Origin of the sequence: Pseudarthrobacter sp. N5, assembly GCF_050157035.1 — a bacterium.
Classification (GTDB): Bacteria; Actinomycetota; Actinomycetes; order Actinomycetales; family Micrococcaceae; genus Arthrobacter.
In genome coordinates this window covers 2472563-2492252 of sequence record NZ_CP189593.1, presented here as the reverse complement: position 1 = coordinate 2492252, position 19690 = coordinate 2472563, and the positions used below count along the sequence as shown (strand labels likewise).

General features: G+C 62.3%; 17 protein-coding genes. 14 read left to right on the top strand and 3 right to left on the bottom strand.

What is annotated here, in order from left to right; translation table 11 throughout:
* Positions 1–167 precede the first annotated feature (167 nt).
* The 4 genes from ACQCST_RS12010 to metE all read left to right on the top strand — a co-directional run bounded on the left by ACQCST_RS12010 (position 168) and on the right by metE (position 6464).
* Entirely contained in the window at positions 168–1610 is a 1443-nt protein-coding gene (locus ACQCST_RS12010) for an amino acid permease (RefSeq protein WP_426996006.1), read from the top strand.
* A gap of 426 nt (positions 1611–2036) precedes the next feature.
* Positions 2037–2582, top strand: coding sequence for a hypothetical protein (locus ACQCST_RS12005; RefSeq protein WP_426996005.1), 546 nt, complete (start codon positions 2037–2039; stop codon positions 2580–2582).
* A 491-nt stretch (positions 2583–3073) separates the two neighbouring features.
* Positions 3074–4042 carry a methylenetetrahydrofolate reductase gene (locus ACQCST_RS12000; RefSeq protein WP_426996004.1) on the top strand — a complete coding sequence of 323 codons (969 nt, stop codon included), beginning with the start codon at positions 3074–3076 and terminating at the stop codon, positions 4040–4042.
* Between the two features lie 70 nt (positions 4043–4112).
* Complete coding sequence (gene metE, locus ACQCST_RS11995; protein WP_426996003.1) at positions 4113–6464, top strand: 5-methyltetrahydropteroyltriglutamate--homocysteine S-methyltransferase; 2352 nt, start codon at positions 4113–4115, stop codon at positions 6462–6464.
* A gap of 111 nt (positions 6465–6575) precedes the next feature.
* Here metE and ACQCST_RS11990 read toward each other — a convergent pair whose 3' ends face one another.
* Positions 6576–7082 (bottom strand): DUF2004 domain-containing protein, encoded by a 507-nt coding sequence (locus ACQCST_RS11990; RefSeq protein WP_426999165.1) that lies wholly within the window; start codon positions 7080–7082, stop codon positions 6576–6578.
* 116 nt (positions 7083–7198) lie between these two features.
* On the opposite strand from ACQCST_RS11990, the gene ACQCST_RS11985 reads away from it, so the two are divergent.
* Positions 7199–8593 (top strand): aldehyde dehydrogenase family protein, encoded by a 1395-nt coding sequence (locus tag ACQCST_RS11985; protein ID WP_426996002.1) that lies wholly within the window; start codon positions 7199–7201, stop codon positions 8591–8593.
* A 31-nt stretch (positions 8594–8624) separates the two neighbouring features.
* Here ACQCST_RS11985 and ACQCST_RS11980 read toward each other — a convergent pair whose 3' ends face one another.
* Positions 8625–9545, bottom strand: coding sequence for a LysR family transcriptional regulator (locus ACQCST_RS11980; RefSeq protein WP_426996001.1), 921 nt, complete (start codon positions 9543–9545; stop codon positions 8625–8627).
* A 538-nt stretch (positions 9546–10083) separates the two neighbouring features.
* Between ACQCST_RS11980 and nrdH the strand changes: the two genes are divergently transcribed.
* From nrdH to ACQCST_RS11945, 7 genes are all read left to right on the top strand, one after another.
* Positions 10084–10329 carry a glutaredoxin-like protein NrdH gene (nrdH, locus tag ACQCST_RS11975; RefSeq protein WP_426996000.1) on the top strand — a complete coding sequence of 82 codons (246 nt, stop codon included), beginning with the start codon at positions 10084–10086 and terminating at the stop codon, positions 10327–10329.
* A 49-nt stretch (positions 10330–10378) separates the two neighbouring features.
* Positions 10379–10852, top strand: a complete 474-nt coding sequence (gene nrdI, locus ACQCST_RS11970; RefSeq protein ID WP_426995999.1) for a class Ib ribonucleoside-diphosphate reductase assembly flavoprotein NrdI — start codon at positions 10379–10381, stop codon at positions 10850–10852.
* A 98-nt stretch (positions 10853–10950) separates the two neighbouring features.
* Positions 10951–13071: a class 1b ribonucleoside-diphosphate reductase subunit alpha gene (gene nrdE / locus ACQCST_RS11965; protein ID WP_426999164.1), complete on the top strand. Its 2121-nt coding sequence runs from the start codon at positions 10951–10953 to the stop codon at positions 13069–13071.
* Between the two features lie 63 nt (positions 13072–13134).
* Complete coding sequence (gene nrdF / locus ACQCST_RS11960) at positions 13135–14109, top strand: class 1b ribonucleoside-diphosphate reductase subunit beta (protein ID WP_426995998.1); 975 nt, start codon at positions 13135–13137, stop codon at positions 14107–14109.
* A gap of 693 nt (positions 14110–14802) precedes the next feature.
* The gene (locus ACQCST_RS11955) at positions 14803–15072 is read left to right on the top strand and encodes a hypothetical protein (RefSeq protein ID WP_426995997.1); all 270 of its coding nucleotides are present in this window, start codon (positions 14803–14805) and stop codon (positions 15070–15072) included.
* A 22-nt stretch (positions 15073–15094) separates the two neighbouring features.
* The gene (locus ACQCST_RS11950; RefSeq protein ID WP_426995996.1) at positions 15095–15394 is read left to right on the top strand and encodes a hypothetical protein; all 300 of its coding nucleotides are present in this window, start codon (positions 15095–15097) and stop codon (positions 15392–15394) included.
* 122 nt (positions 15395–15516) lie between these two features.
* A complete protein-coding gene (locus tag ACQCST_RS11945) occupies positions 15517–15903 on the top strand; it encodes a DUF898 family protein (RefSeq protein WP_426995995.1) in 387 nt (128 codons plus the stop codon).
* 398 nt (positions 15904–16301) lie between these two features.
* Here the strand turns inward: ACQCST_RS11945 and ACQCST_RS11940 are convergent.
* Positions 16302–17446 (bottom strand): IS3 family transposase gene (locus ACQCST_RS11940; RefSeq protein ID WP_426995994.1). Its coding sequence is split into 2 segments (ribosomal slippage): positions 16302–17173 and positions 17173–17446, totalling 1146 coding nucleotides; the frame shifts between segments, so codons are not numbered across the junction.
* A 361-nt stretch (positions 17447–17807) separates the two neighbouring features.
* Here ACQCST_RS11940 and ACQCST_RS11935 point away from each other — a divergent pair.
* Complete coding sequence (locus tag ACQCST_RS11935) at positions 17808–18005, top strand: DUF1918 domain-containing protein (protein WP_426995993.1); 198 nt, start codon at positions 17808–17810, stop codon at positions 18003–18005.
* A 373-nt stretch (positions 18006–18378) separates the two neighbouring features.
* Positions 18379–19635 (top strand): coiled-coil domain-containing protein, encoded by a 1257-nt coding sequence (locus ACQCST_RS11930; RefSeq protein WP_426995992.1) that lies wholly within the window; start codon positions 18379–18381, stop codon positions 19633–19635.
* Positions 19636–19690: the final 55 nt, after the last annotated feature.

Below are 19690 nucleotides of genomic sequence, written 5' to 3'. Positions count from 1 at the left end.
ACAGGGTGCTTCCGATTGTATGGATGTCCAGTTTCTCCGACGTCATCTATGTGACTGCACAGGGCGCGACGCAAGTTTCCGGCCTAGCATTCAATATTGTGACCCACGACACGGTCCTGCTGAACGGATCCGGTTCCGGAAACCAATGACAAAAGGACGACGCATTAATGCACGCTGATCAGCAACTTTCGAAATCACTCAAACCACGGCACTTGTCCATGATCGCCATTGCCGGCGTGATCGGCGCCGGACTCTTTGTCGGATCCGGCGCCGCCATCCAGCAGGCCGGCCCGGGCATCCTGATCGCCTACGCAGCGGCCGGGCTGGTGGTCATCCTGGTCATGCGGATGCTGGGCGAAATGGCTGCAGCCAACCCCGAAACCGGCTCGTTCTCCACCTACGCGGACAAGGCGCTCGGCCGCTGGGCAGGGTTCAGCATCGGCTGGCTCTACGCCTGGTTCTGGATCATCGTCCTGGGCATTGAGGCCACGGCAGGAGCCGCGATCATGCACCGCTGGGTGCCCGGCATCGACCAGTGGGTCTGGGCGCTGCTCCTGATGGTGCTGCTGACCCTGACCAACCTCGGCTCCGTGAAGTCCTTCGGCGAGTTTGAATTCTGGTTCGCTTCCATCAAGGTGGCCGCCATCGCGCTGTTCCTGCTCTTCGGCGTGGCGGCGATCCTCGGCCTCATTCCCGGCGTACCGGCCCCCGGACTGAGCAACCTGACCGGGAACGGCGGCTTCCTGCCCAACGGCCCCGGCGCGGTACTGGCAGGCATCCTGGTGGTCGTCTTCTCCTTCTTCGGCGCCGAAATCGCCACCATCGCCGCCGGTGAATCCGAAAACCCCGTCGACGCCGTCAAGAAGGCCGTAAAGTCCACCGTCTGGCGCATCCTGGTCTTCTACATCGGCTCCATCGCCATTGTGGTCACCCTGCTGCCGTGGAACTCCGCCACCGTGGCCAAGAGCCCCTACGTCGCCGTGATCGAGCTCTTCGGCATCCCCGGCGCCGGCACCATCATGGACATCGTCGTGCTGACCTCCGTGCTGTCCTGCCTGAACTCCGGCCTCTACACCGCCAGCCGCATGCTGTTCTCGCTCTCCCGGCGCGGAGACGCCCCCCGGGCCTGGATGCGGATCTCCAAGCGCGGGGTTCCGGCCGCCGCGGTGCTGGCCTCCACCGTCGTCGGCTTCATCACCGTCGGCCTGAACTACATCGCACCGGATACGGTATTCCTGTTCCTGGTCAACACTTCCGGCGCCATCGCCTTGTTCGTCTGGCTCGTGATTGCGAGCTCCCAGCTGATCCTGCGCCGCCGCATGGGTGCCGCGGCCAAGGATCTCGAACTGAAGATGTGGGCATTCCCGTACCTGACGTGGGTGGCCATCATCAGCATCGTCGCGCTGCTGATCGGGATGGTGATCCTTGAATCCACCCGCGAATCGCTGCTGCTCTCGCTGGCCCTTGCTGCGGTCGTGGTGGGCATCGGCCTCTGGCGCTACCGCAAGCACGGCGCGAAGGGCTCGATCCCCGACGCCGCGACTGCCGTCGAGGAAGCCAGCGTCGAGAAATCCGACGTAGAGACAGCCGGCGTCGGCGCCCGCCCGTAGCCCTGCGCCGGCTGGGCCGTCCCCGCACGGGTCAGCCGGCGCGCCGGTTAAGAGCAAGGCACGGCGGACTCACAGGGACGGCCTCGACGATATGAGGGTGGCCCCGGCTCGGGGCTGGAGCCTCCGGTTCAAATAGATTCGTGGGTTGCCGTGGGGACCGTGGTCACGACGGTAGAGCCGCATTTGAAGGTGTGGAGGTTCCAGCTACAACCGAGACTACAAGTTTCCCGGAGGATTTGGGAGTGCAATCTGTTGGTCACCGGTTCTGTCCCGCTGCGCTATCCATTATCACCGGGCGGGTCCTGCACGCCAGCTGCAGTGCGTCGGGAAGGGCGGGTGCGCAGGTGGCGTCCGGGGCCCTTGATCCCGGCGGCGATGGCCTTTATACGATTTTTTCGGGTTTTCTGAAGCGCCCCCGTACTGACGGTGGCTGCGGCGCTGAAACTGCTCGGCGTGGGCTACCTCGGTGACCAGGCGGCCCAGCAGTTCGGGCGCGGGGATTCCGCGGCAGTTTCGACGGCGGCCGGCTGGCTGGGCGTGGCCAACGTCCTTGAAGTCCACAAGGCGCCCTTGGCGGCGGGGGACGGGCTGGTACTGGGTAACGACTACGCCGGCGCCCGCACCCGCTTCGAAGAGGCATTGTCCGTTTCAACACCGCTGGACGAATGCAAAATCCGCGTCAACCTGGCGCTGAGTAGTGAACTGCTGGGTGACGCCCGGCGGAAAGATGAAGATCCGGCGGCTGCCGGCCGGTTGTTCGCCGAAGCCCGGGCTGTGGTGGACACGGCCCCGGACGGCTGCTTTGCGGCAGAACAGCAGACCGGCACCGGCCAGAACCAGGATGGCGAAGGGGAGCGGCTTCAGGAAACCGCGGAGCGGCTTCGCGCTAAGGCCGCAGAGGCGGGGCATGGCAAGCCGCAAACCCCCGGCCAGCCGGACGGCAACAGCCCCGCACCTGCAATGGTGCCGTAGGATCAGCAGATCCGGCTGGACCGGCTCAAGGACAGCGCCAAAGACGCCAGGCAGGAGCGCAACGATGGCCAGGAACGGGATGAGTATCTCAAGGACACCGGTGCCGGCCCAGGCCCTGACCGGCCCTGGTAAGGCAATAGGCGAACAATATTCTGTGCAGGGGCGCAATACAGCGTAAAACTGCGTCTTAATTCGATGGTCAACTTGAACGAACCGCCGGCGGCTCCTAGAGTTCTATACAAGTTACCGAGGTAACGTGTCAGCGATCCTCCGCTGTGGATCTGCCGCCAAGGCAGCCAGGAGGGTGTGGGTGCCCCCATGTGGGCCTGACATTTGCTCACGGAAAGCTTCATTTCAGGTGTATCAGTCGCGGCTGCGTCCTGCTGGAGTCCTCTCCGTGTTCCCCAAACTCAATTCATTGACGGCACAACTGTCACTGGTCCTTCCGGGCCGGTGCAGGCGCCGCCAATGGCTCAAAGCCAAGGACGCAAATGTCACCGCCAAGTCTTATCGAGACACATCCGAATCTTTCCGGCACAGCACCCGTTGCTCTGTCCTACGAGCTGTTTCCGCCCCGTTCGCCGAAGGCTGCCGAGTCGCTCTGGACCACCATCGGCGAGCTGGAGGCCACGGACCCGGACTATGTCTCCGTCACGTACGGCGCCAGCGGTTCCAACCGGGACACCGCCGTCGAACTCATCAACCGGCTCCTGCTCGAAACCACCCTCCGGCCCCTTGCCCACCTCACGTGTGTAGGAAACACACCCCAGGAACTTGCCGAGATCATCGGCGAACTGTTGGACCACGGCGTGCGCGGAATTCTGGCCCTGCGCGGAGACCAGCCCAAGGACGGCGGCGAACAGGCAAAAGGCTCATTGCGCTACGCACAGGACCTGATCGAACTGATCAGGCGCGTGGAACAGCGCCGTTCGGCGCTGCTGTGTGCCGGCAAAGTCGCGGTGGGCGTGGCTGCCTACCCCACCAAGCATCCGGAATCGCCCAGCGAGGCCCACGATATTGAGGTTCTGCTGGCCAAGCAGCGCTCCGGCGCCGACTTTGCCATCACCCAGGTCTTTTTCCGCACGGAGCAATACGCGGATCTCATCACCAGGGCACGCCGCGCCGGGGTCACCATTCCGATCGTTCCGGGCGTGATGCCGCTGACAAGCGTCCGGCGCCTCAAGCGTCTTGGCGAGCTGACCGGCGTCGAACCGGTGCCGGAACTCCTGGAGCAGCTGGCATCTGCGGACACTGAAGCCGAGCGGCTGCGCATCGGCGTCCGCGCCACCGTGGATCTGGCCAATGCGGCACTTGACGCCGGAGCCCCTGGCCTTCACCTGTACACCTTCAACGAACACGCCCATGCCCTGGAAGTGCTGGACAAACTGGCGCTGCCCCGTCCCGCACGCTCCATCAGCCGGCTCAACGCCATCGCCCGCCGCCAGGTCCTTGCCAGCTGAGAACCCCCGCGGTCTGACCGCACCCCACACCTCCTCCACAGCTTTTCACCAACCACTTCAAGGAATCCCAATGACTGAACTCCCCAGCACTGAACAGAAGACCACCACGCCGTTCCCGTCCGCCTCGATCCTGGGCTACCCGCGCATCGGCCGCCGCCGCGAACTGAAGAAGGCCATCGAGGCCTACTGGGCCGGCAAGATCGATGCCGCCGCCCTGGACGCCGCTGCCAAGGAAATCCAGCTGGGCACGGCCAAGCGCCTCCAGTCGCTGGGCCTCACCGAGGCTGCTGCCGTTCCCGGCACGTTCTCCTTCTACGACCAGGTGCTCGACGCCGCCGCCCACCTCGGCGCTGTTCCGGCCCGTTTCGGCAACCTGCTCACCGCCGACGGCCAGCTGGACATCGACGGCTACTTCACCCTGGCCCGCGGCAACAAGGAACAGCAGCCGCTGGAAATGACCAAGTGGTTCGACACCAACTACCACTACCTGGTGCCGGAAATCGGCACGGAAACCAGCTTCTCGCTGACCTCCAACCGCATTGTCGAAGAGTTCGAATACGCGCTGGCCAACGGCGTCGAGACCCGCCCGTACATCGTGGGCCCGGTCACCTTCCTGCTGCTGAGCAAGGCATCCGACGATGCACCGGCCGGCTTCAGCCCGCTGTCCCGCCTCGAGGACGTGCTTCCCGTCTACACCGCGCTGCTGGAGAAGCTGGCCGCCGCCGGCGCCAGCTGGGTGCAGCTGGACGAGCCCGCCCTGGTGGTTGACCAGGACACCTCCGCTGAGGAAATCCAGGCAGCTGTTGCCCGCTCCTACGAGGTTCTGTCCGCCGCAACAGCACGCCCGCAGCTTTTTGTCTCCACGCCGTACGGCGCACTGGACGGCCAGCTCGGCACCCTGGCCGCCACCGGCATCGACGCCCTGCACCTGGACGTGTTCAAGGGTGCGGTCCCGTCCGCAGCCGCCCTCGCCGCGCTGGGCAACAAGACCCTGGTGGCTGGCGTTGTTGACGGCCACAACATCTGGCGCAACGACCTCCAGGCTTCTGCGGACAAGATTGCCGAACTGAAGAAATCCGTGGCCAAGCTGACGGTCAGCACCTCCACTTCCACCCAGCACGTCCCGCACGACGTCGACGAGGAAGTCCAGCTTTCCGCGCAGCTGCGCAGCTGGCTGGCATTCGCCGACCAGAAGACCGCTGAAGTTGTCACTCTTGCGGGACTGCTCACCGATGCTGCCGCGGTGCAGCCGGCCATCGACGAGGCCACCCGCGTCATCGCTTCCCGTGCAGACTCCGAAGGTGTGCAGCGGGCCGAGGTCCGTGCCCGCATCGCAGCCCTGACGGCTGCCGACTTCAACCGCTCCGAGTACACGGTGCGTGTTGAAGCCCAGGACAAGGCTCTTCACCTGCCGCCGCTGCCCACCACCACCATCGGTTCCTTCCCGCAGACCTCGGAGATCCGCAGCGCCCGTGCCCGCGCCAACAAGGGTGATCTCACCACGGAGCAGTACGAGCAGCTCATGAAGGACGAGATCAAGCGCGTCGTTGAGCTCCAGGAAGAGCTCGGCTTCGACGTCCTGGTGCATGGCGAGCCTGAGCGCAACGACATGGTCCAGTACTTCGCCGAGAACCTCGAAGGCTTCGACGTCACGGTCCACGGCTGGGTCCAGTCCTATGGCTCACGCTGCACCCGGCCGTCCATCCTCTGGGGCGATGTCACCCGCAGCGCCCCCATCACTGTGGCCTGGGCAGAGTACGCCCAGTCGCTGACCTCCAAGCCGATGAAGGGCATGCTGACCGGCCCGGTCACCATCCTGGCGTGGTCCTTCGTCCGCGACGACCAGCCGCTGGGCGAGACCGCCAATCAGGTTGCCCTTGCCCTGCGGGACGAGATCGCGGACCTCGAAGCGGCCGGCATCAAGGTCATCCAGGTGGACGAGCCCGCACTGCGCGAACTCCTCCCGCTGCGGAAGTCCGACCAGGCGGCGTACCTGGACTGGTCCGTCAACTCCTTCCGGCTCTCCACCGCCGGCGCTGGCGATGCCACCCAGATCCACACTCACCTGTGCTACTCCGAATTCGGTGCCATCATCGACGCGATCGACGGCCTTGACGCGGACGTGACGTCCATCGAGGCCGCACGCTCACGCATGGAGGTTGTCCACGACCTCGAGTCCCACGGCTTCGGCCGCGGCGTTGGTCCGGGCGTCTACGACATCCACTCGCCGCGTGTCCCGGGGGAGCAGGAAGTCACGGAGCTGCTCAGCACTGCCGTGAAGCATGTCCCGTCCCGCCAGCTCTGGGTCAACCCGGACTGCGGCCTGAAGACCCGCGGCTACGCCGAGACCGAAGAGTCCCTGCGCAACCTCGTTGAGGCCACCAAGACGGTCCGCGCGGAACTGCTGGAAGCAGCCAAGTAGTTTCCTAAGTACCGCGAACGACGTCGGCCGGTCACCTTTGAGGTGACCGGCCGACGTCGTCGTTAATGCCTTTGCCGTTAATGCTCTGCTGCGTGCCTTAACAGTTGTCCTTTAGGACTCCCAGAGGATTTCGTCGTCCACCACGCCGTCTTCATCGGCAGAAGCCACCAGCACTTCGTCCGTGAAGTGTGATCCGAGCGTGAAGTCCAGGACGAAGTAGCGCTCCGGCTGGCCTGGGAAAATGCCTACATGGCCGAGTTTGAGGGCCTTGAGGAATACGGCACTGGTCAGCTGGCTTTTGTCGGCGACGCCAAACACTTTCTGCAGCTGCTCTTCCTTGATCGCGTTGCAGTGGAAGCGGAGGTACTCCTGGGGGCTGGTGCCGTCCTGTTCCAGTTCCTCGGCGATCATATCGCGGACCTGGTCCACCAGCTCGGGCAGGTAGCGCAAGCGGTAATCGACTTTGTGCATGGCCGCTTCATCGAAGTGATCGTGCGCATTGATATTCAGGTCAAGCTCAAGGCTTTGGCCCGCCAGCTCGTGCGACGTGGCGAAGTTGTGGTCCCGGCCGTGGTTGAGCTGGATCTCGCCAAAATGCTGGCTCGCTACCTTGTTCATATCTTCAACATAGTCCTGATGGGCAGTCCGTTCCAGCATTCGGGGCGAATTATCTGGGCGAAAAAAATACCCGGGACGGCATCTGCGGGGCGGCCCGGCGCCGGTAGATTGGGGCAATGCCTACAGCCAGCTCCGCCAGCTCCCGCGCCCGCGCAGTCTTCAACAGCGGCAGCAGCCGCCCGCTCGCATGGAGGCTGGAACAGCTTGCCCACCTGCGGCGGATGCTGATCGAGCGGCGCTCAGCGTTCGCCGAAGCCCTCCATCATGATCTTGGCAAACACCGCAGCGAAGCGCAGCTGATGGAAATCGGATTTGTCACTGCGGAAGCCTCCCATCTGGAACGCCATCTGGAATCCTGGCTCCGCCCCAGACCGGCCGCCGTCCCGCTGGCTGTGCAGCCGGCAAAGGCATGGACCGAACTGACCCCTCTCGGGGTCGTCTTGGTGATTGGCCCCTGGAACTATCCTGTCCAGCTGATGCTGGCACCTCTGGCCGGGGCGCTGGCGGCGGGAAACACGGTGGTCCTCAAGCCCAGCGAGCACGCCCCGGCAACGTCCGCGGCCCTGGCCCGCTGGGTGCCCGAATACCTGGGCGGGGCTGTCCAGGTGGTGGAGGGCGGCATCCCGGAAACCGCGGAGCTCCTGGCAGAACCCTTTGACCACATTTTCTTCACAGGCGGTCAGTCCGCGGCCAAGGCGATTCTGCGGGCTGCCGCGGAAACCCTGACGCCCGTGACCCTGGAGCTGGGCGGAAAATGCCCGGTCTATGTTGACGGTGGGGCCGACCTGGCCAAGACGGCCAAACGCATCGCCTGGGGCCGCTTTATGAACGCGGGCCAGACCTGCGTGGCTCCGGACTACGTCATGGCTACCCCTGAGGTGCTGGCGGCCCTGGAGCCCGAACTGGTCAAGGCGATCGGCGAGCTGTTCGGAGATGACCCGGCAGCCAGCGAATCATATGGGCGCATTGTCAACCAGGGCCACTTCGACCGTCTAGCGGCGCTGGCGGACGGCAGCGAAATCCTGCACGGCGGTCAACGAGACGCGGCCAGCCGCTATTTCGCACCAACACTGCTGCGGGCCGGGACGGGGGATGCGGTGATGCAGGAAGAGATCTTCGGGCCGCTACTGCCTCTGGTGCCGGTCAGCGGGCGTGACGAGGCCATCAGCGTCATCAACGCGGGGTCCAAACCGCTGGCGCTCTACGTGTTTAGCACGGACCGTGAGACCAAAAGGGCGTTCGCGGACAGAACCTCCTCCGGTGCCTTGACTTACGGCGTACCGGCGGCCCATCTGCTGGTGCCGTCCCTTCCTTTCGGCGGCGTTGGCGGCAGCGGAATGGGCGCCTATCACGGCGAGCATTCGCTGCGCACGTTTTCCCACGAGCGGGCCACCCTGGACAAACCGCTGTGGCCGGACACTCTTGAACTCATCTATCCGCCGTACGGCAACGTCAAGGACCGCATCATCAACACGGTGGTGGCGCCGTCCGGAAAACGCCCGCGGGCCTAGCCCGGGCAGCACCTGCGGCGTGGCAGCCGGTCTAGCCGGGCCGCACCGGCGCCAGGGTGCCCAGTGTGTCGGCCAGAAGTTCCACGAAAAGCTGCACCCGGGCCGTCTGCTTCTCGTTGATGAGCAAGGCGAAGATATTCCGGGCCAGCCGGATCTCCGGCACATCAAGCACCACCACACCGGCGGGCCGGTGCAGCAGGGCGAGTTCCGGTACCAGCGCCGCGCCCAGCCCGGCGGCGGTCATTTCAAGGCTCGCGTGGAAATCGTCGCTGTGAGCCACCACGCGTGGATGCAGATTGCAGCTCGCGAAGAGCCGTTCGATCACCGTGGCATCGCTGGTGCCCGGGTGGTGCATGATCCACGGCATGTCGGACAAATGGTCCGCGGCCATCTTGGCCTCGGTGCGGATGCCCCAGGCCGCAGGCAGCACCACCCGGAAATCGTCGTCACCGATCCACTGCCGCTTCACCGTGTGCGGCCACGCCAGGCCGGACTGCCCCACCTGGTAAACCAGTGCCACGTCCAGTTCGCCGCCTGTCCTTAGCCCCTGGATAGTCAGGGACGGCTCGGCGACGGAGACCCGGAGGTCAATGCCCAGGCTCTTCCAATCGGGGTTCCGCAGGATCCGGGGCAGCACATAGGTGGCCAGGCTGGGAAAGATCCCGAGCCGCAATTCCTGGCTGGTGGTGTCGTGCGTCCTGGACGCGGCTGCCATCAGCGCTTCGATGTCAGTGAGTACCTTGGCGGCATGCCGGGTCATCACCACGGCGGCCTCGGTGGGAAGGACACTCCGCGCCGAGCGCTGGAACAGGTCCACACCCGTGTCGCGTTCCAGCGCGGACATCTGCTGGGAGACTGCGGACGCCGTGTACCCGAGTCTGTTGGCTGCCGCCGCGAAGGAGCCCAGACGTGTGACCTCAAGAAGTGTCCGCAGGTGAACAGGGTTGACCAATAGCTTTCCTTTGCCTCAAGGTGCCGGAACCGCAAGGCACATCAGGGGGAATCCACGGGCAACCCGCGAATCAGCCCACAATACTCCGGCTGCCGCGGCCAGGAAACTTTTCCATGTTGCGTTCATCACAAAGAGGGTCCCGAGGATGGCTTCGGGACCCTCTTTGTGTGCCCGGGAACACAGCAGCGACACGCCGTCTACAAGGCGACACGCGGAGGATTAATTGTGGCTAAGTAGTCCACAGGGTGTGGATTTCGTCCTAGAAATCGGCGGAAATACGGACATTTTGAAGCACTCCGCCTGTGGATTAAAAGTGCATTAAATGACATAGTTGTAATACATCATCTTGGGGTCCGGCCGGGGGGCCTGCACTACATGTAGTATCGACTTACTGATTGAGCGAGACATCAGCGCAGGACCACAAACCGTATATCGGCTGCGTAAGCAGCCCTCAGGCGGGGCACGTATCGGACATGGATTCCAAGTCGGAACAGCCCACCTAAGTAGAGCAAAGACTTCAACAAAGGGGACAGGGACCATGACCGTTACGGTTTACACGAAGCCAGCCTGTGTTCAGTGCAACGCGACCTACCGTGCGCTGGATAAAAAGGGCATCACCTACCAGAGCGTGGACATTTCACAGGATGCCGATGCACTCGAGCGCCTGAAGGCCCTTGGCTACATGCAGGCTCCCGTAGTGGTCACTGACCAGGACCACTGGTCAGGTTTCCGCCCGGACAAGATCGAGGAACTGGCACTGTCTTCAGTTTCCTCCGTGGCCTAAGGGCCTACCTGCCGGCAGGCAAACAATCAATGCAGCTGAGGTGACTCCCATGGCGGCACAGGCTTTGGCCGAAGCTCCCTTTGAGGCGGAGCCCGTCAATACGACGGACAGCCAGCTCATTTATTTCTCCTCGGCGTCGGAGAACACCACCCGATTTGTTGGGAAACTCGGGCGGGATCTGGCGCGCATCCCGCTATTTCCACGGGACGAACCCTTGCTCGCTACCAGGCCCTATGTGCTGGTGCTACCCACCTACGGCGGCACCGGGGGAGAGGGCTCCGTACCCAAGCAGGTCATCAGATTTCTGAACATTCCGCAGAACAGGCAACTGATCCGCGGAGTGATCGGCGCAGGAAACACGAATTTCGGGGACAACTACTGCATGGCCGGCGATATCATCGCGTATAAGTGCAAGGTTCCGCATCTTTACCGTTTTGAACTCATGGGGACGCCAGAAGACGTTCGCCTGGTAAATCAAGGATTGGACAAGTTTTGGACACGACTGTCTCAGATGCAGAAGTAACCAGGGCCGAAGGCCGGGGCTCCAGCGCCGCTGCCGAAAAGCACAGCGCCGCTGCCGAAAAGGCCGAAAAGCGCGGTACCGCCGTCGAAAAGCCCGAAATGCCGGCTGCCTACAAGGGTCTGGGCTATCACGAGCTGAACGCCATGCTGAACCTCTACGGTCCCAACGGCGAAATCCAGTTCGACGCCGACCGCGAGGCTGCCCACCAGTACTTCCTGCAGCACGTGAACAACAACACGGTGTTCTTCCATGATCTGGAAGAGAAGCTCGATTACCTCGTCAAGAACGAGTACTACGAGCGCGAAACCCTTGACCAGTACACGATGAACTTCATCCGCGAGCTCTACAACCGCGCGTACAAAAAGAAGTTCCGCTTCGAAACCTTCCTGGGTGCCTTCAAGTTCTACACCTCGTACACGCTGAAGACCTTTGACGGCAAGCGTTTCCTGGAGCGCTATGAGGACCGCGTCTGCATGGTGGCACTGCACCTGGCCCGCGGCGACGAGCAGCTCGCGCTGCAGATGGTGGATGAGATCATCGAGGGCCGCTTCCAGCCGGCCACCCCCACTTTCCTGAATGCCGGCAAGCGCCAGCGCGGCGAGCTGGTCTCCTGCTTCCTGCTCCGCATCGAAGACAACATGGAGTCGATCGGCCGTTCCATCAACTCCGCCCTGCAGCTGTCCAAGCGCGGCGGTGGCGTGGCGTTCGCGCTGACCAACATCCGCGAAGTGGGCGCGCCCATCAAGCAGATCGAAAACCAGTCCTCCGGCGTCATCCCCGTGATGAAGCTTCTCGAGGACAGCTTCTCCTACGCCAACCAGCTCGGTGCCCGCCAGGGCGCCGGTGCCGTGTACCTGCACGCACACCACCCGGACATCTACCGCTTCCTTGATACCAAGCGGGAGAACGCGGATGAGAAGATCCGCATCAAGACCCTGTCGCTCGGCGTCGTGATTCCGGACATCACCTTTGAACTGGCCAAGCGGGATGAGGACATGTACCTGTTCTCGCCGTACGACGTCGAACGCGTCTACGGGATGCCGTTCTCGGACGTCTCGGTCACCGAGAAGTACTACGAGATGGTGGACGATTCCCGGATCAAGAAGACCAAGATCAAAGCGCGCGAGTTCTTCCAGACCCTCGCCGAGATCCAGTTCGAATCCGGCTACCCGTACATCATGTTCGAGGACACCGTGAACCGGGCGAACCCGATCGACGGCAAGATCATCATGTCCAACCTGTGCTCCGAGATCCTCCAGGTCTCCCAGCCCACCACGTACCACGATGACCTGTCCTACGACCAGACCGGCAAGGACATCTCCTGCAACCTGGGCTCGCTGAACATCGCCAAGACCATGGATTCGCCGGACTTCGGCCTGACCATCGAGACCGCCATCCGGGCGCTGTCGGCTGTCTCGGACATGTCCAACATCACCTCGGTGCCCTCCATCGCCCGCGGCAATGACCAGTCGCACGCCATCGGCCTGGGCCAGATGAACCTGCACGGCTACCTGGCCCGCGAACGCGTCCATTACGGTTCCGAAGAGGGCCTGGACTTCACCAACATCTACTTCTACTCGGTGGTTTACCACGCAGTCCGCGCCTCCAACCAGCAGGCCATCAAGACAGGCCAGACATTCGGCGGCTTCGAGAAGTCCAAGTATGCAAGCGGTGAGTTCTTCGAGAAGTACATCGCGGAGGAATGGGTTCCCCAGTCCGAGAAAGTTGCGGAGCTGTTCAAGAACATCCACATCCCCACGCAGGCTGACTGGCAGGAGCTGAAGGCTTCTGTCATGGAGCACGGCATCTACAACCAGAACCTGCAGGCCGTTCCGCCCACGGGTTCCATCAGCTACATCAACAACTCCACGTCTTCGATCCACCCGGTGGCCTCCAAGATCGAGATCCGCAAGGAAGGCAAGCTGGGCCGCGTGTATTACCCGGCGCCGTACCTGACCAACGACAACCTGGAGTACTACCAGGACGCGTACGAGCTGGGCTACGAGAAGGTTATCGACACATACGCCGCTGCCACCCAGCACGTGGACCAGGGCCTGTCCCTGACGCTGTTCTTCAAGGACACCGCCACCACCCGCGACATCAACAAGGCCCAGATCTACGCCTGGCGCAAGGGTATCAAGACCATCTACTACATCCGTCTCCGCCAGCTCGCGCTGGAAGGGACTGAGGTGGACAACTGCGTCAGCTGTATGTTGTAGCTTCAACCTTCGACGGCGGCCAGCCGGCCGCCGTCGGGAGCTTTCTTTAGAAGGAACAAGGGAATGACTGAAAAACTGAAGCTTCTTAGCCACGTTGAGGCGATCAACTGGAACCGCATCCAGGATGACAAGGACGTTGACGTCTGGAACCGCCTGGTCAACAACTTCTGGCTGCCGGAGAAGGTGCCGCTGTCCAACGACATCCAGTCGTGGGCCACGCTGACCCCGGACGAGCAGCAGCTCACCATGCGCGTCTTCACGGGTCTGACCCTGCTGGACACCATCCAGGGCACCGTGGGCGCCGTCAGCCTGATCCCGGACGCCATCACCCCGCATGAAGAGGCTGTGTACACGAACATCGCCTTCATGGAGTCCGTGCACGCGAAGAGCTATTCCTCGATCTTCTCCACCTTGGCCTCCACCAAGGAGATCGACGAGGCGTTCCGCTGGTCCACCGAGAACGAGAACCTTCAGAAGAAGGCCCGGATCGTCATGGACTACTACCAGGGTGATGACCCACTGAAGCGCAAGGTGGCCTCCACGCTGCTGGAGAGCTTCCTGTTCTACTCGGGCTTCTACCTGCCGATGTACTGGTCCTCACGGGCCAAGCTGACGAACACGGCTGACCTGATCCGCCTGATCATCCGCGACGAGGCCGTCCACGGTTACTACATCGGCTACAAGTTCCAGAAGGGTCTGGAAAAGGTCTCCGAGGAGCGCCGGCAGGAGATCAAGGACTACACCTTCGAGCTGCTCTTCGAGCTGTACGAGAACGAAGTCCAGTACACGCACGACCTCTACGATTCCGTCGGCCTGGCCGAGGACGTCAAGAAGTTCCTTCACTACAACGCCAACAAGGCACTGATGAACCTGGGCTACGAGGCCATGTTCCCGGCTTCCGTCACTGATGTGAACCCGGCCATCCTCTCGGCCCTGTCTCCGAACGCCGACGAGAACCACGACTTCTTCTCGGGGTCAGGGTCTTCGTACGTCATTGGCAAGGCTGTTAACACTGAGGATGACGACTGGGACTTCTAGTCATCATCATCATCGGTGGTTGAGCCCATCGAGACCACCGACGAAAGCTCCGCACCCCACACCACGCTCACGTGTGCGGAGCTTTTTTGTGAAGGTAAGGCTCTCAGATCGGGGCTGGATCCGTCAGCGAGTTCTCAAGCTCCTAGACCCCAATCGAAGCGTGAGAGGAATTCGGCATTGGCGCACTTCGTGATGCCACCAATTGATGAGCCGTTCAAGACGCCCTCGCCGTGGTCTCTTGCGGAGCTGTGCAAGTCGGGCAACGATCGGTACCCCACAAGCAGTCGCCACGTTGGTGTGCGAGTTCCTGGAGTTTATATATTGCGGGAATCGCAACAAAGTCTTCAAAATCGACTATTGATCTTAATTTGTCTTCCACATGAGTAGCTCCGAGCTTGGGAGCGTTGAGAGCATTCCACGATATCCATGCTGCCCCTGACGTCAGGTGGTGACCGCAATGAAGTCTATCCAAGTCGTCTATGGTCAATTCTGCGTCTTCCAGAACGGAAGGAGGTAACGCATCGGCACCTCGCATCCTCAGAGTCAATTCGTGACGGACTTTATCCATATCAAGCTCCAAGCCGCTCCCTGAGAGGATTCGTTCGAGCGGAATGTCTCTGAGGGGTGGTTTATCGGGAGCATCCGCCACCGCGGCGCGGGCGAGTGTCCGAGCCGCAGCGAGCTGGCGCTAAGGTGCCGCAGGAAGAGTCGCCGTCGTTGGAGGCGGCCAAGCCGGGACGCAAGAAGCGGATTCTCGTCGGCGTAGCCGCCATCGTGTTGCTGGCCGGCGGCACCGCAATCGGCACCACGCTGCCGGACCCGAAATCCAGCGAAGCCTATGTGGCGATGTCAGGGGAGAAGAAGGCTGCGGAGTCCGAGCGCGACTCCGTCAAATCCAGCTACGACTCGGTGAAGTCGAAGTACGACACGCTCCAAAACAAAGGTCACCGCACGCGAGACTGAGGTGGGCAAGGCCGATGCTGCGGTGAAAACAGCCGAGGCCGCCGTCAAGAACCGCGAAGGAGCCGTGACGGGTGCCGAGAAGACCAAGGCTGCAAATACGGTGGCCGACGGGACCTGGACTGTGGGGAAAGACATCGAACCGGGGACGTACCGGGCCGCTGCCGACGTCGGAAGCTCCTGCTATTGGGGGATCTACGCAGGCGGGAGCAACGGCAGCAACATCATTGACAACGGCATCCCCGGCGGCGGCCGACCCACGGTGGTCCTCTCCGCCGGACAGGACTTCAAGTCCAGCCGCTGCGGCAAATGGGAAAAGCAGTAGGGCGCGCATTACTTCGCGCAGACCAGACACAGCCTCGCTTCACGCGGTCACAATACTGAGAACACCGGCATAAACACCTATTGTTCAGGTGTCCGTATCATTTTAGAAAAATTGGGGAATCAATGAGCATTAATAATGAGCAGCCTCCTGCCTACGGGACGGTACCTGTCGCGGGGTACGGTATCCCACAGGGCTCTCTGGCCGGGACCCAGATTTACCAGTTCAAGGGCGGCGCGGCCACCTGGTTTGGCACGCAGCTTCTTGGCATCCTTATCACCGTGTTCACCCTTGGCATCTGCTACCCCTTCGCCGTCGTCCTGATTGAACGGTGGCGTGCCAAGAACACCTATCTCCAAGGCCGACAGCTGCAGTTTGTTGGATCCGGCTGGGGAATCTTCGGATTGTGGATCAAATGGTTGTTGCTCTGCATCATCACTCTCGGCATCTACACCTTTTGGGTATACCCGCGGCTGATGCAGTGGAAGGTTGAAAAAACTGTCTATGCGTAGTAGGTCGTGGCCACCGAGTATGACGACCGTGATTTCTAAGGCTCGTTCATTGAGCTTGTCGAATCCCTGAGGTGATTATTGAAGATTCACTTATAGAACCAGTGCGGCAGCCCATGGGCTGCCGCACTGGTTCTGGTGGGCCCCGTACTGGAGACCCCGTGCTCACGCCCGGCTACTCAGGGAGCTCCGCGTAAATGGCAGCGCTCACGAACTCGATGCCTGAGAACGGCTCCTCTCCTTCAACCCATGCGTCATGTCCTGCCCATGCGTCATGTCCTGGCGGGATGCTGTAAGAATCGCCAGGGCTAAGTTGATTCGGTTTCCGCCGGAAGTCTCGACGACCAGACGGCAGGAAAGGGACTGCCCCGGAATTCGTTGACTCTCGGGGTTTAGTGTTGCTAGGCGGCTTTGAGGCCGGTATTGATTGTCTCAAACTCGACCGGGGTTAGCCGCCCCAGGCGCCGCTGACGGCGTTTCCGGTGGTACGTTTTCTCGATCCAAGTCACGATGGCCAGGCGCAGATCCGCCCTCGTGGACCATCGCTGGCGATCCAGGACATTCTTCTGCAGGAGTGAGAAGAATGACTCCATGGCGGCATTGTCGGCGCACGCCCCGACCCGCCCCATCGATCCTTTCAACCCGTTGCTCTTCAACGTCCGCACGAAGGCATTGGAGCGGAATTGGGAACCGCGGTCACTATGAACCACCGTTCCCTCCGGATCCCGTAGCGCTATCGCGTTGTGGAGGGCCGAGACGGCCAGGGACGCCTTCATCCGGGAATCGATGGAGTAGCCCACGATCCGGTTGGAATAGACGTCCTTGATGGCGCACAGGTAGAGCTTGCCCTCGTCGGTCCGGTGCTCGGTGATGTCCGTGAGCCATAGCCGATCCGGTTCCGCCGCGGTGAATTCCCGACGAACGTGGTCATCATGCACGGGCGGGCCGGCCTTACGGGTCAGACCGCGCTTCTTAGCGAACACGGACCAGATCTGCTGGCTGCTGCACAGCCGCGCCACCCGGTTCTCTCCGGCGCTGAAACCCTGGCCCTCAAGCTCGTCGGCGATGAACCGGTACCCGAACGCCGGATCGTCCCGGTGGACGTCCAGCGCCGCGTTGATCAGGTGGGCATCGGACCAGTCGCGCTCAGTGACGGGCGCGGCTTTCCATGCGTAAAAGGCCTGTTTGGAGAACCCCAGCACCCGGCAGGCCACCGCGACGGGAATACCATCTGCGGCAAGGTCAAGGACCAGCGGGAACTTCATTTTGGGGGCAGCTCCCGGGCGAAGAAGGCCGCGGCCCGCCGGAGGATCTCGTTCTCCTGTTCCAGCAGCCGGATCCGCTTCCTGGCATCCCTGAGCTCTGCCGCTTCCTTCTCCGTCACTCCGGGACGGGCGCCGTCCTCGATGTCGGCCTTCTTGAGCCAGTTATGCAGGGTTGCTTCGGAAATCCCGAAGTCTTTAGCGATCTGCGAGATCGGGGCTTCGTGCTTGCGTGCAACCGAGACCACGTCACGGCGGAACTCGGCGGGGAAAGGCTTGGGCATGTTGAACATCCTTGCTGTAAGGACTGGATCCTCACAAGTCAGGAGTCAAGCAAACCCGGGGCAGTCCCAAACACAGCGCCGGCCCGGTTCAAATTTGAAGCGACCGACGGCTTAGCCGCCGACGGACACGATGTCCACCTCCCTCTTTCGGTAGGGGAATTGGGCAAGGCCCGTTTGGATCCGCATGTGCGAGCCGGACGGTAGAAGCGGCTGGGGCCTGCCCTGAGCACGTCAGGGGCAAGGCCAACGCACGAATCGCTTAGGCTGCCAGCCTTCTCAGATCCCTGCGGGTTGCCGATACCCGGCGGGCTGTTCCGCTTACGGGAAGACGGACGTACGCTAGGGCTGGGAGGTGGTTACCATGGAGGCATCCTTGGGAGACCGCATTATCATCCGGGGAAAGACGGTCGAGTCGTCAGACCGACACGGTGAGATCATCGAAGTAAAGGGTGCAAATGGTGCGCCGCCGTATCACGTCCGATTCGACGACGGCCACGAGACAATCCTTTACCCGGGTGGAGATTTCGCCGTCGACCGGAGTCAGGCACCTACTACCTGAAACGCTCTGATCTGGTGCTGGCAATGGTCGGACTTACCTCTGGGCATTGTCTACTCTCTCTATCCGAGGAGTCGCTTGGCCGATCCCTGGCGTGGTGCCGGAGTTCGCGCCGGTGCCAGCGGACGGGTCGCCTTGAAATGCGGCCCACGAGACCTGGACTGTCGGGAAGACACCGAGGCCGGACCCCTCCGGGCAATTGCCGCCGTCGAAAGCGCCTCCTGCTGGGGACGACGCACACGCCGGTAACCGTGCTAACACCCTGGAGATCCGGGTCCCTATTGTGCAACGCGTTGCACAATTGATCACCGTCGTGGACCTCATTGCTCCGTGGGTTCCGGGCATCGCTTCCGATGTGGCGGTAGGCTGACGTGCTATGTCCGGGTTTGTTTTCAAAGTGAAGCTCCCGATCCTCGCGGTGATGCTGCTGGCGGCTCTTCTGTGTTCTGGTTCGCTGCTGCCTGCGGCGGCCGACGACGACGCACCCCCAGGTGGGTTTCCGTCCTGGCAGGAGGTGGAGAATGTCCGGCAGAACGAGGGCACAAAAACCACTGAGATCACCCGAATCAACGAATTGCTTGGCGGGCTGCAGACAGAATCGGAGAAACTCGGGACCGCGGCAGTCGCCGCAGCTGCAGAATATGCGGTGGCCGATTCCGCACTGACCCGGGCCAAGGCCAAGGTGGAGGGACTCACGGCACAGACCGGGCGGGCCAACGCTGAGCTGGCCAGGTACAGGAAAGAAACCGGGGCACTTGCCGTTCAGGCCTACAAGAACGGGGCAACTAATCTGGGCTTCTTCGCAGCCCTGGATGCCATCCAGTCCAACAGTCTGCAGGGCCTGAACGTGATGCAGATCGTGACGGACAAAACGACGGATCTGGTGAACAAATCCGCGGCTGCTGAAAAAACGGCCCAGTCGCTGGCGGATCATGAGCAGGCCGCCAAAGCGGTGAGGGAACGCCTGGCAGGCGAGGCAAAAGAAAAGCTGGACGCCGCCCAGACCGCCCGTCACGCCATGGACACCCAGATTGCCCAAGAGCAGCGGCACGGCCAGGAGCTCACGGCCCAGCTCGCTTCCTTGAAGGGGACCACAGCTGAGGTTGAGGGCCAGTACCGGGAAGGGCAGGCAGCACTGGCGGCCTACGCGTCGGCCCAGGCAGCGAAAAGCGCTGCGGCGGAGGAACAGGCACGCCGGCAGGCGGAAGCCGCTGCAAAGGCGGCAGCGAATGCCAAGGTGCCTGTCACTGTTATTCCGGCCCCTTCAGTGAACAATCCAGTGCCTCCCGCCATAGTGTCCCCGGCGGTGCCTGGTGGCGCGGTCAACGATCCAGCCGGAGCACAAAGCTATGCCTCGGCCCGTTCAGGTGCCTATGGTTGGGGCCAGGACCAGTTTCAATGCCTGGTGAAACTGTGGACGCAGGAATCCAGCTGGCTGACCACAGCAACCAACCCGTCGTCCGGCGCCTACGGCATAGCCCAGGCGCTTCCGCCGGGGAAATACGCCAGCGCGGGCAACGACTGGATCAGTAATTACCATACCCAGATCGACTGGGGACTGGGGTACATCCGGGACCGCTACAGCTCACCCTGCGGTGCATGGAACCACGAGATATCCCTAGGCTGGTACTGAAACTCTCTCGGCACGAAGTGAGGGTGCCACGCGTTCTGGCACGAGTCCATCTGGA